Origin of the sequence: Pseudoalteromonas sp. P1-30 (genome assembly GCF_001400005.1) — a bacterium.
In the GTDB taxonomy this organism is placed as follows: Bacteria; Pseudomonadota; Gammaproteobacteria; order Enterobacterales; family Alteromonadaceae; genus Pseudoalteromonas; species Pseudoalteromonas atlantica.
In genome coordinates, this window is the sequence record NZ_LKBC01000008.1 from 57840 (window position 1) to 75778 (window position 17939).

Here is a 17939-nt window from a genome sequence, read left to right on the forward strand (position 1 = left end):
GTAGTTACTTTACTTTAGAATAAACAATGTCACAGGCTTTTAATAGCCTTATAAAATTAAACGCACTCAAACTGAATCCCTGCTTTTTTAAGATAGAGCTGCTCTTGCTCTAGGTCTGCTTGTAGCAATGTATGCTCTTGTAAATAGCTGTTACTAAACTTAATAAATAACCCTAAGTTGCTTGCGCTTATTTCCATATCCGGCTTTAAGCTCACTTGGCGCTTTTGATTAAATAAAATGGCCAAGCGTAAAATAACAATCAGTTTAAGCACGTGCTTTTGAGAAATAGTTAAAAACTCAGGCAGCTCAGTCAGTTTAATTTTTTTACGATAAAAGCGTATAAGTGAGCTTAAAATAAGTTGCTCTTGCTGCGTAAAACCGGGTAATTGACTATTCGCCACTATATAAGCGCTGTGTTTGTTAATCCCTGATGAGTTAATTGATAAACCAATTTCGTGTAATTTTGCTGCCCAAGTTAACAAAGCAATATCGTCGTTATTATCTAAATGCCATACATTTTTTAACTGTTTATAGAGCCAAATAGCCGTATCAGCAACACGCGCTGCATGCGCTTTATCAGCGGTGTAGCGCTCACTTAAATTATTAATGGTGTTTGAGCGAATATCTTTATCGGCCAGCTTTTGCTGCATTTCGTGCAGCAACCCTTCGCGCAACGAAAAATCGCTGTAGGTCAGCTCTTTAATGGCAAACTCTGTAAATATCGCAATTAAAATTGCTAAACCACCACATATACTTTGTTGGCGCTCGGGTGTAAGCCCTGCAATAGCTAAGTTATCAATATGTTTAGCACTAATAAACTGTTGTTTTAACGAGAGTAAATCGTCGTAAGTAATGTTAGGTTGCTGCGGATTTGTGGCGCTTATCATCGCTAAAATTGACTTTATAGTGCCCGACGTGCCAATTACTGTTTGCCAATTTTCGCTTACATAATTAGAAAAAATGGCTTCAAGCTCTTGCTCGGCTCTTATTTGCGCTTTGTTAAAGCGTTTGGCCGTTATTTTTCCATCGCTAAAAAACTGCTTTGTAAAGCTAACACAGCCCATATTACGGCTAGATAAAAGCTTATGCTTAAAATGTTTACCTATTATAAGCTCGGTACTGCCACCGCCAATATCGATCACTAAACGGTTTTCTTCATTATGAACATAATGCGCAACGCCCTGATAAATAAGGCGCGCTTCTTCTTGACCTGCAATTACATCAATATGAAAAGGAAACACAGCGCTAGCTTGGGCTAAAAAGGCGTTAATATTTTTAGCGCGCCTAAAAGTGTAAGTGGCAGCTACCTTTACATTACTTGCGGGGAACTCATGTAAGGTTTTAGCAAATTGCTTTAGTACCACGAGGGCGCGGTCTATTGCAGCTTGGCTTAAGCGAAATTTATCATCTAGCCCATCGGCTAAATAAACGCGTTGTTTTTCTTTGTGCAAAATTTGCAAAGTGCCGTTTACTTCTCGGGCAACCACTAAATGAAAGCTGTTGGAGCCTAAATCAACTGCGGCTATTGAAGGATGATCATTCATTATAATAAGTGTGTTCCCATTTTTTTAGATAATCGTAAATTGCTATCTGCGAGCGAATTTTTTTACGGTTACCCCTTCTTACATAAGCGTTTTTTTGCTCGCTATCAATAATGCGTGCTTTGGTGCGGTCTTTAAATTGTAGCTCTAATATATCAACTATAAGGCGTTTTAACTTAACATCCAAAATAGGAACGCCTACTTCAACACGATGATCTAGGTTACGTGTCATCCAATCAGCTGAAGATATAAATACTTTTTCATCGCCATTGTTACCAAATACCATTACGCGAGGATGCTCTAAAAAGCGATCAACAATACTAATTACCTTAATATTATCGCTAAGTTTAGGCACGCCAGGGATGAGCGAGCACATGCCACGTACAATAATTCTAATTTTAACGCCGATTTGACCAGCTAGGTAAAGCCTGTCTACCAGCTCTTTATCGACGAGGTTATTTATTTTTACCGTTATTTTGCCTGGTTTGTTGTTTTTAACATGGTCAATTTCGTTATTGATTAAATTAAGCAGCGTTTCACGGGCATTAATTGGCGAAAGCATTAAGTAGTCAAATTTGAACGGTTTATAACTGCTTTCTATAAATCTAAATACGCTGTCGCTTTCTTCACAAATACCAGTGTGGCGAGTAAATAGGCTAAAGTCAGTGTAAATTTTGGCTGTTTTTTCATGGAAATTGCCTGTGCCAATATGAGCATATTTTACTATTTGGCCTTTTTCTTTACGGTGCACCACACATAATTTGCTGTGCACTTTTAGTGCGGGTATACCAAAAATTACTTTAATACCTGCACTGCTTAGCACCTTTGCCCATTCAATATTATTTTGCTCGTCAAAACGTGCTTTTAGCTCAACCATAACGGTCACTAATTTACCGTTTTGTGCGGCATTAATTAACGATGAAATCAGCCTAGATTTGCTCGCTACACGATAAATATTAACCTTTATTTGCGTAACCTTAGGGTCGAAGGCCGCTTGGCGCACATATTCAAGCACATGATTAAAAGTATGATAGGGGTAATACAGTAAAATATCTTGCTCGCTAATAGCGTCAAATACACTGGCATGTTTATTAAACGCACTACTTTGCAATGCTGGGAGGGGTTTGTTTTCTAAATATTGGCGCCCTACATTAGGAAACGATATAAAGTCTCTAAAATTACGATAACGCCCCCCAGGAATTAACGCATCATGATGCGTGACACCGAGGCGCTTTTTCATCACTTTTAGCATGTTTTCAGGCATGGCTTGATCGTAAACCAATCTTACTGGCTCAGCATAAATACGTTGTTTTAACCCTTTAGACATTTTATCAAGTAAGCCAGCCTCTAGCTCGTCGTCTAGGTTGTACTCTGCATCGCGAGTTAATTTTATCGCATAACCGGCAATGCTTTTATAAGAAAAAAAGCTACTAAATACATCGTTTAAAAAGTAAGTGATGACATCATCAAGCATTACAATGGTTTTATGGCGGCGGGTTTTTTCTGGAGGCAGGTTTATAAAGCGATCAACCCTGTCGGTGGGTACCTCAAGCATTGCGTAATAACTTTTTTCATCACTCATTTCTACAAATAAGTAGGTCATGGTGTCGTTTATATAGGTAGAGAAGTCTTTGTTCTCGTTTAGCAAAATAGGAGAGGTATGTTGCAGAACGTGATCATGAAAGTAATTTTTTAACCAGTTTAAATGAAACTCACTGAGCTCATCGGGGCGACTTACATGAATGTTATGATGGTTTAAGTCGGTTAATACCTGCTGGTGTATGTGGTTAAATTTTTTGCCTAACTGCAGTACTTTTTTTTGTATTTCACTAAGCAGTATTTCGTCTTCTTCAAAATTAGCATCGGGGAGTTTATTTAATAAAATTCGGCGCTTTACATCAGCAACGCGTACTCTAAAAAATTCATCTAAATTATTAGAGAAAATGCCCAAAAAACGCATGCGCTCAATAATCGGGTTATTTTTATCTTTAGCCTCTTGTAGTACACGCTCGTTGAATGACAGCCAGCTTAATTCTTTTGCAAAATATTCAGTTGTTTGAGGGGGTTCTATATGGGCATTCATATCTATTCCGTTATCAGGATATGTTTCAAATTTAATTTGGGGCTGTGCGTGCGCTTATGAGGTTTACAATGTAAAAAACGATAAAAGTAGTAATAATCAGCCCTTTTTACTCAAACATACGCCAGTTAGATGACATAAAAATGACTACCATGTCATTTTTATGTCAACGGCGTTTGGGCTATGCCTCTTCAATATCTACAATTAAATCACTGGTAATCGATTCAAGTGCATCAATAACTTCTTCTTTATTCATACCACTGGGTAAGGTGACTGTAGCTACGGCACTAAAAATAGGCACTCCCCAATTTGGCGCACTTTGTTGCCTTGAGTTTAAGTGAGTAATGCTAGCGCCTTTGTGGCGTATTACACTTGCCAGCTCCTGCACAATGCCCGGGCGGTCATTGCCAGTAATGACAAAATTTATTTGCTCTTTGCTACTTGGCTCTACTTCTGTGTTGCCAGTTTCAATCCGTACGTCGAGTTTAGGTAAGGCATTTAATGCGTTTTGCAATGCTTCAAAGTGCTCTTGCGCTACTTCTACCTGAATAATACCGGCAAAGTGGCCTAGTAAGTGGCTTAAATTACTGCTCAGCCAGTTACCCTTATTTTGCAAGATAACCGATGAAATACTTTCTACTAATCCGGGCCGGTCTTGCCCTAAAATGGTGATCACCAACTGCTTCATAAATAGCTCTCTCTAAGCCTGAAAATGTAAATGCGTAGGCATTAAGTGTTTATAACGTTTCTATCATTGTAGTGGGTAATATAAACCCATAAAAAACTAATTGTTTATTATTACTTATTTGTGTCTTTATCGTTGAGTTTTTTTAACTTTAGCGCTGCGGTCTGGTTTCGTTATACATAGATTTAGTATTGTCTGCGTTAAATTGTTTGTCCAATAAAAGCACAAATTAGTTCCCATAAGAAGATAAACTCACACTGAATTTATTAACAATTTTATAGCACTTTTGATAATAAGTGTCATTTATGAACCATAACATTTATTTTTTTAATGCTTTGATCGCTATGTACTTTATTTAACCATAAAAGTGTTAACAACTAATGCGCCATAAAAGCATAAATTTAGTCATCTCCAGCAGGGCAGTAAAACGCGTTATTAAATAGCTAAATAGGCACTAATTTAGGGCATTTATATTAAATATTTCCCTTTTTTTGTATCGATTTATGTTGTGGCATATCAGTGAGTAACAATTAAGCAAGCGCTGTCATTAGAAAAAAGGACTGATTTTAAAGCATTTAGGCGGGTATTTATTACATCTGTAACATTACTGTCATCTTGATGAAATATAATTTGCGCAACGACAGAATTAAAGGGTGTTTTGATGACTTCCAATCCGAATAAGCCGACTTTAAATACGGATCGAAGCCGTCTATTTAAAGACCGGTTTGCAAAGTGGGGTATTTCCGCAGGCGGAGTAATGGTATTAATAGCATTGTTATTAATATTCTTTTACCTTCTTTATGTAGTACAACCAATTTTTGAATCAGCAAAAGTAGAAAAACGTAACAGTTTTAACGTTGCTAATGCTGAACAAATTGTGGGCTTAGGTGTTGAGGAGCAAACTGAGGTTGCTTTTTTACTCTCTCAGCAAGGAGAGGTAGATTTTTATAGTGTGCAAGATGGCAGCTTTGGTAAAAAGCTTAAAACATTAAGCGCCGAGCTACCTAGTGATGCATCAAGCTTTGCAAACAGTGCGCCGTTTCAGGGGCATTATGCGTTTGGTTTAGAAAATGGCTCAGTGGTGCTGGTAGCACCTAAGTTTTTAGTTACTTTTCCTAACAACGAAAGAAAGCTAACGCCACGTCTAGATTACCCACTTGGTAAAATGGCATTAGAAGTTGACGAGCAAGGTGCTGCCATTAAGCGTTTTGCATTTAGTCATTACGAAGATAAAACAGCCGTGGTTGCTTTAACCGAAGACAAACGCGTTTTATTTAGCAGCTTTGTTGCTGAAGAAAACATGTTTACCGGTGAAGTAGAATGGGTAGTTGAGCGCACTGAGCTTAATATTGAAGGCCGTGTTGATGAGCTTTTAATTTCGCCAGATACCACCCGCACATTTGTACGTTCGGCGAATCAAATTTATGTTTACGATACACGCTACCCAAGCGAAGTAGAGCAAATTCAGCTGCTTTCGGCTAACGAAGAAAGTGCTAACTTAGTGTCTGCGCAGCTACTTGCTGGTGCTAACTCACTCATGCTTGCAAACGATAACGGTGAAGTATCGCAGTGGTTTGAAGTAAATACAGACAGCGGCCGTGAGTATCAAAAAATTCGCTCGTTTGAAACAACTAAACAAAGCAAGCTGAACATTTTTACCGAGTTTTATCGTCGAACTTTCTTCACTACAAGCAGTAATGGTGAGCTAGGTGTGTATTACACCACAAGTGAGGCAAAACTTTGGCAAGGTAAAGTAAGTGATGGCGAGATTAAAAACTTTGCTATAGCTCCGCGCTCAAATGCTGCCCTTATTTTAGCCGATAACCAACTAACCGTATTAGAAATTCATAATGAGCACCCAGAGGTTACCTGGTCTGCGCTTTGGCAAGAAGTGTGGTACGAAGGTTACCCTGAGCCTGGTTATATTTGGCAATCTACATCAGCAAGTGATGACTTTGAGTCTAAATTTTCTTTGGTTCCAATTTCGTTTGGTACGTTAAAAGCAGCGCTTTACGCCATGCTATTTGCAGTACCCATTGCGCTTTCTGCCGCTATTTACACCGCTTACTTTATGTCGAGCGAGCTGCGTAAAGTGGTAAAGCCAACGGTAGAAATTATGGAAGCCCTCCCGACTGTAATATTAGGCTTTTTAGCAGGCCTGTGGTTAGCGCCACTTATAGAAGAGCACCTACCTGCTATTGTCGGCTTATTGATTTTATTACCGTTAGGTGTGCTAGCAACAGCACTAGGTTGGACTAAGTTACCAGTGAGTATTCGCCATAAAATCCCTGAAGGGTCGCACTCTATTTTACTTATTCCGGTTGTTCTATTAATTGGTTGGTTCTCGTTCGCGATGAGCGAAACAGTAGAGCTTTGGATGTTTGATGGCAATGTACGTCAATACTTAACAAATGAGCTTGGTATGACGTTTGACCAACGTAATTCATTAGTTGTTGGTATTGCGATGGGCTTTGCCGTTATTCCTACTATATTCTCGATTGCAGAAGATGCCGTATTTAGTGTTCCTAAACACTTATCAAATGGCTCACTAGCACTTGGTGCTACGCAGTGGCAAACGCTAGTACGTGTTGTACTACTTACAGCAAGCCCAGGTATTTTCTCTGCCGTGATGATGGGACTTGGCCGTGCAGTAGGCGAAACCATGATTGTATTAATGGCAACAGGTAATACGCCAATTATGGATTGGAGTATTTTCCAAGGTATGCGTACGCTTGCAGCAAACATTGCGGTAGAAATGCCTGAATCAGAAGTAGGCAGCTCGCACTATAGAATATTATTCTTAGCAGCATTTGTACTATTCATATTCACCTTTATTTTCAACACAGTGGCTGAGTTTGTTCGTCAGCAACTGCGTGAAAAATACAGCTCAATGTAAGTGGAGAGACACGACATGGTAAAGCAGTGGTTTAAGTCTGGTTCTCCTTGGATTTGGATGACAGGTGGTGCGGTAAGTATCAGCTTAATTTCAGTTCTCGGTTTATTAGCAATGATAGCTTGGAAGGGATTAAGCTTTTTCTGGCCATCTGAGGTAGTTCAATTTGAGCTAGAAGGGTCTATTTCAAAACAAACCATCATTGGTGAAGTTTACGACCGAGAACTTGTGCCTACAGCGCGTTTAGCTGCAACAGGTATTGATGTATCAGATTTTAATAAAGATGAAGTTGAGCGTTTACTTATAAAAACAGGTAACCGCGAATATGTAGATTTAGATTTTCGTTGGATATTAGAAACCGATATTACTGAGCAAAGTACACCGGCTACGCTTGCTGTATTTGAGCGCAGTAAAAACGGTAACTTTTATGGCTACATAGAAGGTGTAATTAAAGATGGAAAGCCGGTTACTGGCGATAAAATCGAAACCTTACATGAGCTAGTAGAGCGTGCGGTTGATTTAAACGACGAAGCGCTTGATTTACAAAATGGCGACATCGGTCATATCAACTACGAATTAGAGCGTCTTCGCTTACAAGAAAAAGCGTACCTACTTGATGACGAACTAACCGATGAGCGTGTTGCTGAGCTTGCTCAAGCACGTGCCGAGTTACGTAACGAATACGCAGTACTTGAAAAAGAGTTATTTGCACTGCGTAAAAAAGCCAAGCGTGACCAAGTTTTAGTTAAGGACATGCGTGGTGAAGTAGTCACCATTCCACTGTATCAAGTGCTTGATGTTTGGTTGCCTAACGACATGGGCTTTTTCTCAAAGTTAGGTCATTACTTTGTACAACTGGGTAAGTTTGTATCAGACGACCCACGTGAAGCAAACACCGAAGGCGGCGTATTCCCTGCTATATTTGGTACAGTATTTATGGTTATGCTAATGGCCGTTATTGTGACCCCATTTGGTGTTGTAGCTGCAATTTACTTACATGAATACGCAGCTAAAAATGCAGTAACTAAGATGATTCGTATTGCGGTAATTAACCTTGCCGGTGTACCGTCTATTGTTTACGGTGTATTTGGCTTAGGCTTTTTTGTTTACATGTTAGGTGGTAGCCTTGACCAACTGTTTTACCCAGAAGCTGCGCCAACGCCAGTATTTGGTACGCCGGGTGTTATGTGGTCTGCGCTTACATTAGCTATTCTTACATTACCGGTTGTTATTGTATCAACCGAGGAAGGTTTATCGCGTATTCCAAGTACAGTGCGTGATGGTTCATTAGCGCTTGGTGCAACCAAAGTTGAAACCTTGTGGCGTATTATTATTCCTATGGCAAGCCCAGCAATTATGACAGGTTTAATACTTGCTGTTGCTCGAGCGGCCGGTGAAGTTGCGCCGTTAATGCTCGTAGGTGTTGTAAAAATGGCCCCTACGTTACCACTTGATGGCAACTTCCCTTATTTTCACTTAGATAGAAAGTTCATGCACTTAGGCTTTCATATTTATGATGTGGGCTTTCAAAGCCCGAATGTTGAAGCGGCACGCCCGCTGGTATACGCAACGGCCTTCTTATTAGTGTCGGTGATTATTACCCTCAACATAACAGCGATAGGCATACGTAACCATTTACGTGAAAAATTCAGATCGCTTGAACACTAATTAGTAAAGAATTATAGGTAACAAACATGATTACAGTCGCTCCACAAGTAAACCAAGCTAACAAAAGCTTGAAGTTAGACTTAGAAAACTTAACTGATGACCAAAAAGCGTTAGAGATTAAGGACCTTGATCTTTACTATGGTGAAAAGCAAGCGCTTAGCAAAGTAAATATGAATATCCCGAAAGGCCAAGTTACAGCGTTTATCGGCCCGTCGGGTTGTGGTAAATCAACGCTATTGCGTTGTATTAACCGCATGAACGATTTAGTTGATGTGTGTCGTATTGAAGGTGAAATATTACTTCACGGCCAAAACATTTACGATAAAAGTGTAGATGTAGCCGCGCTTCGTCGTAACGTGGGTATGGTGTTTCAGCGTCCTAACCCATTTCCTAAATCAATTTATGAAAATGTGGTTTATGGCCTACGCTTACAAGGTATTAAAGAAAAGCGTAAGCTAGATGAAGTGGTAGAACAATCACTTCGCGGTGCGGCTTTATGGGATGAAGTAAAAGACAGATTACACGATAGTGCATTTGGTCTATCGGGTGGTCAGCAACAGCGTTTAGTTATTGCCCGTTCAATTGCGATTGAACCTGAAGTACTATTACTTGATGAACCAACATCGGCACTTGACCCAATTTCTACTTTGGTTATTGAAGAGCTAATTAACGATTTAAAGAACAAATTTACCGTTGTTATTGTGACACATAACATGCAACAAGCAGCGCGTGTATCTGATCAAACGGCCTTTATGTACATGGGCGAGTTGATTGAATACTCAGACACAAATACCTTATTTACAACGCCAAGCAAAAAGAAAACGGAAGACTACATTACAGGCCGTTACGGCTAGTCGTATACGTTTTAGTGTTGTAAACGAATTTAAGAGAAGGTAATTATGGAACATAATATAAATAAGCATATTTCTGGGCGCTTTAACCAAGAGCTAGAAAATGTTCGTAACCATGTACTTAACATGGGTGGCCTAGTTGAGCAGCAGCTAAGCAGTGCATTAGATGCAGTAAGTCGCAATGATGCTGAACTGGCACAAAAAGTACGCCAGAACGATTACAAAGTAAATGCGATGGAAGTTAGCATTGATGATGAATGTACGCGCATCATTGCGCGTCGTCAGCCTGCAGCGAGCGATTTACGCTTAGTAATAGCCATTGCAAAAACGATTGCCGATTTAGAGCGCATTGGCGATGAAGCAGAGCGCATTGCTAAAGTGGCACTTGATTCATTTACTAAAGATCAGCAAGATTTATTAGTGAATATTGAAAACATGGGTCGCCAAGTTTTAAAAATGCTACACGATGTACTTGATGCGTTTGCGCGCATGGATGTACAACGCGCCTTTGAAGTACATAAAGAAGATGCAAAAGTTGACCGTGAATATGAAGCAATCACGCGTCAAATTATGACTTACATGATGGAAGACCCACGCTCAATTCCTAAAATTATGGATTTAGTGTGGTCTGTACGTTCATTAGAGCGTATTGGCGACCGTTGCCAAAATATTGCGGAATACATTATTTATTTTGTAAACGGCAAAGATATTCGTCATACATCTCAAGAAGATATAGAAAAATCGTTGTAGGTTTTTATCTATCATTCTTTTTTATTAAAGCGGCTTAGTGCCGCTTTATGCATTGTTAGCCATGATGAAATAATAAAAAGCGTTCACAATCGCGGCTAATACTGTAAAATTCATGCTGCAAAGCATATCAATTTGATTAAAGGGTCAGTTATGCCTACAAACGCGTTTTTAGGAGTATTTGCAAAATCTCCTATCAAACCAATGGAAGAACACATCAAGAAGGTTCATCAAGCAAGTAAAGCCTTGATACCTTTTTTTAATCACGTATTTAAAGAAGAGTGGCAGCAAGCAGAAGAGCTTCGCTTAACTATTCGTAATTTAGAGCGTGAAGCTGATGATATGAAAAGAGATATACGCTTACAATTACCGCGTGGTTTATTCATGCCGGTAGAGCGTACAGATCTGCTCGAACTCGTAACTCAACAAGATAAAATAGCAAATAAGGCTAAAGACATTGCAGGGCGCGTAATTGGCCGTGAAATGACAATTCCTAGCGCTATGCAAGCAGACTTTTTAGCTTATCTAACACGTTGTGTTGATGCGACTAAACAAGCATCAAAAGCAATTAATGAGTTAGAAGAATTGTTAGAAACGGGCTTTAAAGGTCGCGAGGTGACTTTAGTAGAAAAAATGCTCGTAGAATTGGATGCCATAGAACAAGACACGGATGAAATGCAAATTAAAGTACGCCGCCAACTACGCGATGTAGAAAGCGAGCTAAACCCAATTGATGTTATGTTTTTATACAAAATAATTGAATGGGTTGGCGAACTTGCAGATATTGCAGAGCGCGTAGGATCACGTCTTGAGCTGATGCTAGCTCGTTAATTTATAAAAATCAGTTCAAACGAAAGATTAAGGTTACACAATGGATATCATTGCATCTTACGGCACGGTATTAGTTTTAATTGCCGCAGCAGTCGGCTTTTTTATGGCTTATGGTATTGGCGCGAACGACGTTGCTAATGCGATGGGTACTTCGGTAGGTTCAAAAGCGTTAACAATTAAACAAGCAATTATTATTGCTATGATTTTTGAATTTGCTGGTGCTTACTTAGCAGGTGGTGAGGTTACATCAACAATCCGTAAAGGTATTATTGATGCTGCGCCTTTTGCTGCTCTCCCTGATTTAATGGTTTTAGGTATGATCTCTGCACTTTTTGCAGCAGGTACTTGGCTATTAATTGCCTCATTTTTAGGTTGGCCTGTTTCAACAACTCACTCAATTATTGGTGCAATCATTGGTTTTGCATTAGTTGCAGTGGGTACAGAGGCTATTCAATGGAATAAAGTAGGTGGTATTGTAGGCAGCTGGATTATTACACCTGCTATTTCGGGCTTTATTGCTTACTTAATCTTTATGAGTGCGCAAAAGCTGATTTTTGATACTGATGCACCGCTTAAAAACGCAAAACGCTTTGTACCTTTGTACATGGGTTTAGCGGGCTTTATTATGGCGCTAGTAACAATCAAAAAAGGCTTAAAGCATATAGGTATTAACCTAGGCGCTACTGAAGGTTATTTAATTGCGATCGCAATTGCTGTGGTTGTAGCTATTATTGGTAAAATTGCGATTTCACGTTTAAATATCGACCCTAAAGCCGATAAACAAATGCAATTTAATAACGTAGAAAAAGTATTTGCGGTATTAATGGTATTAACAGCGTGTTGTATGGCGTTTGCGCATGGCTCAAACGATGTAGCGAATGCAATTGGTCCACTTGCTGCGGTTGTGAACATTGTTGAAAGCAACGGTGAAATTGCTAAAAAAGCGGCTATTGCTTGGTGGATTTTACCACTAGGTGGTTTTGGTATTGTTGCCGGTCTTGCTATTTTAGGTAAAAAGGTAATTAAAACGATAGGTGAAGGTATTACTCACTTAACGCCTAGCCGTGGTTTTGCTGCCGAATTAGCTGCTGCGTCTACCGTTGTTATTGCATCAGGTACAGGTATGCCAATTTCTACTACACAAACCTTAGTTGGTGCGGTATTAGGTGTAGGTATGGCACGTGGTATTGCTGCACTTAACATGGGTGTTATCAGAAACATTGTAGTTTCTTGGGTAATTACATTGCCAGTTGGCGCTGCCCTTGCTATTGTTATTTTCTACGTACTAAGAACCGCGTTTGGGGTTTAACAAAAAAGTACTCAAAGACTTTTAGCTTGAAAAGATCTCAACGCCCTAGGTGTTGGGGTCTTTTTATTTGTGGAAAGAAAAAATGACCAACCTACCAAGTATTAAACAGCTACAGTATTTATTAGCTGTACATCAGCACCAGCATTTTGGCCGTGCAGCAAGTGCGTGCTTTATTGGGCAATCTACTTTAAGCAGTGCAATTCAAAACCTTGAAGAAACACTCGGTTGTCAGCTAATTGAGCGAGAAAATCGCAGCCTTATGTTTACCAGTATTGGTGAAGAGGTCGTGGAGCGCTCTCGTAAAATTATTAACGATACAATTAGTTTAAAAGAGCTAACCAAAAGCTTTTTAACGCCACTCAATGGCAAGTTAGTGGTAGGGGTTATACCCACTATCGCCAGCTTCATAGCGGCGCCTTTGTATCACTTTTGTAAGCAAACCTTTTGTGATTTAGAGTTGGTACTTGTTGAAGATACCAGCGACAAGTTATTAGATAAGCTTGAACACGGCCATATTGATTTAGCCTTATTAGCCTTACCGTACCAAACGGAGAAGTTTCATACTCAAGTATTGGCTAAAGATCACTTTAGTTTAGTGCACCATAAAGATTACAGCCCTGCTAAAGGCGTTGAAGACTTTAACTTGCTACCCGATGCTAGTGTGTTTTTATTAGAGCGAGAGCATTGTATGACGGGGCATGCATTGAGTGCGTGCCACTTAAACCGCTCAAGCTGTATTAATCCTTTTGAAGCTGCAAGCTTACATACCTTATTAAGCATGGTAGAGCATCAGTTGGGGGTTACATTTTTACCGCAAATGGCGATTAATGCGGGCATTCTTAAAGATAAAAACATGATAGCAACCCCATCGCAAGGCGATGCCTACAGAGATATAGGCATATTGTGGCGTAAAACCACAGGAAGAATTCGCGACTTTAAGTTATTCAGCCAACAGCTAGAAGTGTTTTTAGCTCGCCAATGTAGCTTAGATTTTGAGAGTTAAGCCTATTTACCTTTAAGGTTAAAGTGCAGCAGTAATATGCTGTTTTAGGTAAACAGGGTTTGTGCAGTGTGGTTATTGGTCACTATTAAGCACTCGCGTAGCATAAACAAAACAGCAGCCTACAAGGGCTGCTGTTTGCTATGTGTTTGGCTTTCAAAGGGTTCGAGTTCGGGTAGAAAAAGCAAGTAAATCCAAACCACTACATTAAAATACGGGAGTAGGCCTAAAGTAGCAAATACGCCTACTGGGTAGCCCTTTAGCTGCGCGTACCGGTAGCACTGATACGCAATTACACAATGTATTACGAGAAGTAAAATAATCAACTGCGCCATACCTTCCTCCTTAAACCTGACAAGCTTTAACCTCTATGTAATTGCTAGTCATGTATGCTTATAGGTAATGTCATGTTTTTATTGTTAAATCATCAAAATAACAAGACATTTACTAAGTGGTACGTAAAGTATAGGCAATAAGTGCAATAATGATAGTAATAAAATGCTTAAAACTGTTTAAAAATGTTTAGCTGGCGCTAGTGTGTTGTTGGATAAAAGGTTTCTTCTGGTAAATAATTTTAAGCGTCGATTGTACTTTTTCTACAGGCACAGGACGGGCAATAAAATAGCCTTGTCCATAGTCAACACCAATCTCTTTTAGTGCAAAAAATATCTCTTCGCTTTCTACGTATTCTGCCACAGAGCGCTTATCAAGGGAGCGGCTTATATCGTTAATGGCCTTAACCAGTGCTAAGTCAATGGGGTCGTTAATCATGTCGCGTACAAACGAGCCATCTATTTTTACATGCTGTGCAGGTAACTGTTTTAAATAGTTAAATGTACTAAAGCCTGTACCAAAATCATCAATAGAAAAATGACAGCCTAAACTGTTTAGTTTTTCTATCATTTTTCGGGTGGCTTTTAAATTGTTAACTGAGGCTGACTCGGTAATTTCAAAAATAATACGCGAAGGCGGTACGTGGTATTTTTCTAGGCTCGATTCTATATGTGGCACTAAGCGCTCATCTAAAAACGATTGAGCAGAAAGGTTAATAGCCACTTGGTTTAAATCTGGGTGTTCAGCCACGCTAGCAATGGCATTGCGAATAACACATTGGTCCATTAAAAAGGTGTCGTTTAGCAGCTCAAGAGAGGGAATAAATTGATTAGGGAAAATAAGTTTATCGTCTACTTTTAAACGCAGTAACGCTTCAAAATAAGCCACTTTATTGGCTTTAAAGTCCCATATTGGCTGATAGTGCAGCTCTACGTTATCTTGCTGAAGTGCTTGTCGAATCTCATGCCCCCACTCAAGCCCGGTTTGCAAGGTGTTATTTTGCGCATCTTCTTTTGAGTAGCAGTGCACTAGGTTACGGCCTAAACTTTTAGCAATATATAAGGCAATATCGGCTTGCTTGAGGCACTCACTCGGGTCGCAATTTTTAGCCGTTATTTGCGTTAAGCCAATAGAGCAGCTGATTGAATACACTTGGTCTTCAGATTTAAACTCGTGCTGTTCAATCGCGCTACAAATACTCTCTGCAATTAGGTGAGCGTCAAGCAGCTGCGTATTTTTTAAAATAACAGCAAATTCGTCACCGCCTATTCTACACACTAAATGTTTAGCGCTAATGTTTGCTTCAAATAATTGAGCTACATCTTTTAGTACAATGTCGCCTTGTTGGTGGCCTTTGCTGTCGTTAATTATTTTAAAATGATCTAAATCGATGTAAATAAGTGCGTGCTCTACATCACCATAGGTGTGCTTGGTTTGGCATATTTTATTGAGTTGTTGATCAAAATAATAACGATTATGTAAGCCTGTTAGCGTATCGTGCAAGGCTAGGTGGCGCAGCTTTAATTCAGCTTGTTTACGCTCGTGTATGTTGTCGATTGTGGCAGTAATGGTGGCATTATTGCGGCTGTTTTTTATTAGCTGTAAGCGGCATTCCACCCAAATCTGATTGCCATTTTTATGATTAAGTTGAATCTCGACCTGCTGCTGGTGCATGCCGCCATTAAGAATATCGTTAATGGTCGTATTTAGTTTTACTTGGCATTCATCAGAGCAATAATCGATTAATGATTTTTGCAAAGACGATTTAACCCCAAAGCCACTTAGTGTTTCCCAAGCAGGATTGATAAAGCGAATTTTACCTTGTTGATCAAGCTCTAAAACCACCGTATTTAAATGCAGCAAAATACGTTGGTGCGCCGAAAACAGCTCTTTGTAGCGTACTTCGCTAATACTTAACTGTTCAACCTTTTGGGCAAACTCAGCATAACTAACCATAAAGTCTTCACGGCGCGCAGCATGGTCACATACTTTATTTAAAAACGACGGGTCGTATGGCGCTCTTATAAAGTCGGTAACACCGGATAGCAGCAGCTGCTCTGCATAGTCGGCATCGTTATTATCAATAATAGTTACAATGGCTTGTTTAGGGTTATGTTGCAGTATTTCTTCGACTAAAACACTTGAAGTATCTGCGCGCGACGCGGTTGCATCAAGCAGTACAATAGCAAATTGTTGTTGGTTGTAAGCATTTAAAGCACTTTGGCTTGAGGTGACATGGGTAATGGCAAAATTGAGCTTAAGTTGCTCTGCTATTTCATCGGCTTTTTGCGCTATTGGTTCAAGCAAGAGTAAATTAAGGCGGCTGCTTTTTTCTAAATGCGTAGACAGAACATTGGCCAGCACCTGCGGCAGCATATCTTGGTGCTCAAAAGGCAGTACGGCATCTATGCCATAACTACGAGCGGTGGTTTCTGCTATACGCTCACAATAAATAGGGGGGATAAGTAAAATAGGGGTGTTTTTAGGTGTTTTAAGTAAGCCTGAGCGGATCATGCGAGAAAAACGCCAGCCATCTATTTTCCCCACGCTTAAGCCCGTAATAATCATGTTTACTGGCTGCTTTTTTAACAGGGTGAGTGCATCTAGGCTATCTGCGGCTTCAATAAATTCAAATACGTTTAAGTACTCTAAAGTGGCGCGTATAGTGCGGCGTTCTTCGCTACTTGCGTTTAGAATGAGCAACTTCAGCTTATCTGCCACTTTTTTATAACCCCAAAACTAAACCATCATTATTAAGGACAGTAAGAATAATGATATTTACCAATAAGAACAAGATTATTTAAAGTAGTTACTCAAATGTATCTAAAATAGGGTGAATCCTCTCAACTGTGGTAGATATCTTGAGCTTAGCCGAGGATAGATATACACTTGGCGCGATTTTAATGATGTGGAATACCGACTATGCGCGTGGCTGACTTTAGCTTTGACTTACCTGATGAATTAATTGCTCGTTTTCCTAAACAAGACAGAACTAGCAGCCGTTTACTAACCCTAGATGGCCCAACTGGCAATGTTGAACACAAAGTGTTTAGCGACCTACTTGATTTAGTAAACGAAGGTGACTTATTAGTATTTAATAATACCCGCGTTATTCCTGCTCGTATGTTTGGCCAAAAAGCCTCTGGCGGTAAGGTCGAAGTACTTGTAGAGCGTGTAGTTGATGAACACCGCGTACTTGCCCATGTAAGAGCAAGTAAGTCGTTAAAGCCTGGTAACGAAGTTATTTTAGAAGGCAAAGCAAAAGCGACAATGATTGCGCGTCACGATACGTTATTTGAGCTTGAATTTGATCGTAGCCAAAATGTACTCGATATTCTAAACGACATTGGCCACATGCCTTTACCTCCTTACATTGACCGCCCAGACACCGAAGCTGACCGCGAGCGTTATCAAACCGTTTATGGCGAAAAGCCCGGTGCAGTAGCAGCGCCTACAGCAGGGCTGCATTTTGACGATAAGTTAATGGCGGCACTAAAACAAAAAGGCGTAAACATGGCGTTTGTTACACTACATGTTGGCGCAGGTACGTTTCAGCCGGTGCGTGTAGAAAGCGTAGATGAGCATGTCATGCACTCTGAATACATTGAAGTACCTGATGAGGTGGTTCACGCTGTTGCTAATACAAAAGCTAACGGTGGGCGTGTTATAGCTGTGGGAACTACTTCTGTACGCTCGCTGGAGTCGGCAGCAAAAGTACACGGCGGTGAATTAGAGAGCTATTTTGGCGATACCGATATTTTTATTTTTCCGGGTTATCAGTTTAATGTAGTTGATGCCATGGTGACTAACTTTCACTTGCCAGAATCAACCCTCATAATGCTAGTAAGTGCCTTTAGCGGCCAAGATAACATTATGGGCGCGTACAACACGGCTATAGAACAAAAGTACCGCTTTTTTAGCTACGGCGATGCGATGTTTTTAACACGTAAATAAGCACGTTTTTATCCGGTACCGTTTTAAAAAGCCCAGCTCGCACGCTG

Annotated in this window: 13 protein-coding genes; 8 read left to right on the forward strand and 5 right to left on the reverse strand. The window is 40.0% G+C overall.

Features of this window, described 5'->3' with window-relative positions:
• Positions 1 to 56 precede the first annotated feature (56 nt).
• From ppx to AN395_RS13050, 3 genes are all read right to left on the reverse strand, one after another.
• On the reverse strand, positions 57 to 1544 hold the full coding sequence (gene ppx / locus AN395_RS13040; RefSeq protein WP_054983259.1) for an exopolyphosphatase: 1488 nt from the start codon (positions 1542 to 1544) through the stop codon (positions 57 to 59).
• Positions 1537 to 3624, reverse strand: a complete 2088-nt coding sequence (gene ppk1, locus AN395_RS13045; RefSeq protein ID WP_004587626.1) for a polyphosphate kinase 1 — start codon at positions 3622 to 3624, stop codon at positions 1537 to 1539. The genes ppx and ppk1 overlap by 8 nt, the downstream gene beginning before the upstream one ends.
• A gap of 178 nt (positions 3625 to 3802) precedes the next feature.
• Entirely contained in the window at positions 3803 to 4309 is a 507-nt protein-coding gene (locus AN395_RS13050; protein ID WP_024031441.1) for a glycine cleavage system protein R, read from the reverse strand.
• A 658-nt stretch (positions 4310 to 4967) separates the two neighbouring features.
• Here AN395_RS13050 and AN395_RS13055 point away from each other — a divergent pair.
• From AN395_RS13055 to AN395_RS13085, 7 genes are all read left to right on the forward strand, one after another.
• Positions 4968 to 7202: an ABC transporter permease subunit gene (locus tag AN395_RS13055; protein ID WP_054983260.1), complete on the forward strand. Its 2235-nt coding sequence runs from the start codon at positions 4968 to 4970 to the stop codon at positions 7200 to 7202.
• Positions 7203 to 7217: 15 nt separating this feature from the next.
• Positions 7218 to 8867, forward strand: coding sequence for a phosphate ABC transporter permease PstA (gene pstA / locus AN395_RS13060; RefSeq protein WP_004587623.1), 1650 nt, complete (start codon positions 7218 to 7220; stop codon positions 8865 to 8867).
• Positions 8868 to 8893: 26 nt separating this feature from the next.
• Entirely contained in the window at positions 8894 to 9721 is an 828-nt protein-coding gene (pstB, locus tag AN395_RS13065; protein ID WP_004587622.1) for a phosphate ABC transporter ATP-binding protein PstB, read from the forward strand.
• Positions 9722 to 9766: 45 nt separating this feature from the next.
• Positions 9767 to 10468 (forward strand): phosphate signaling complex protein PhoU, encoded by a 702-nt coding sequence (gene phoU, locus AN395_RS13070; RefSeq protein WP_004587621.1) that lies wholly within the window; start codon positions 9767 to 9769, stop codon positions 10466 to 10468.
• 150 nt (positions 10469 to 10618) lie between these two features.
• Positions 10619 to 11296 (forward strand): TIGR00153 family protein, encoded by a 678-nt coding sequence (locus AN395_RS13075; protein ID WP_004587620.1) that lies wholly within the window; start codon positions 10619 to 10621, stop codon positions 11294 to 11296.
• Between the two features lie 40 nt (positions 11297 to 11336).
• Positions 11337 to 12605, forward strand: coding sequence for an inorganic phosphate transporter (locus AN395_RS13080; protein ID WP_054983261.1), 1269 nt, complete (start codon positions 11337 to 11339; stop codon positions 12603 to 12605).
• 82 nt (positions 12606 to 12687) lie between these two features.
• Complete coding sequence (locus AN395_RS13085; protein ID WP_054983262.1) at positions 12688 to 13608, forward strand: hydrogen peroxide-inducible genes activator; 921 nt, start codon at positions 12688 to 12690, stop codon at positions 13606 to 13608.
• A 119-nt stretch (positions 13609 to 13727) separates the two neighbouring features.
• Here AN395_RS13085 and AN395_RS19665 read toward each other — a convergent pair whose 3' ends face one another.
• Together AN395_RS19665 and AN395_RS13095 are read right to left on the reverse strand one after the other, a co-directional pair.
• The gene (locus AN395_RS19665) at positions 13728 to 13940 is read right to left on the reverse strand and encodes a hypothetical protein (RefSeq protein WP_024031438.1); all 213 of its coding nucleotides are present in this window, start codon (positions 13938 to 13940) and stop codon (positions 13728 to 13730) included.
• Between the two features lie 187 nt (positions 13941 to 14127).
• Positions 14128 to 16659 (reverse strand): EAL domain-containing protein, encoded by a 2532-nt coding sequence (locus AN395_RS13095; RefSeq protein ID WP_054983263.1) that lies wholly within the window; start codon positions 16657 to 16659, stop codon positions 14128 to 14130.
• Positions 16660 to 16860: 201 nt separating this feature from the next.
• Between AN395_RS13095 and queA the strand changes: the two genes are divergently transcribed.
• Complete coding sequence (queA, locus tag AN395_RS13100; protein WP_054983264.1) at positions 16861 to 17892, forward strand: tRNA preQ1(34) S-adenosylmethionine ribosyltransferase-isomerase QueA; 1032 nt, start codon at positions 16861 to 16863, stop codon at positions 17890 to 17892.
• Positions 17893 to 17939: the final 47 nt, after the last annotated feature.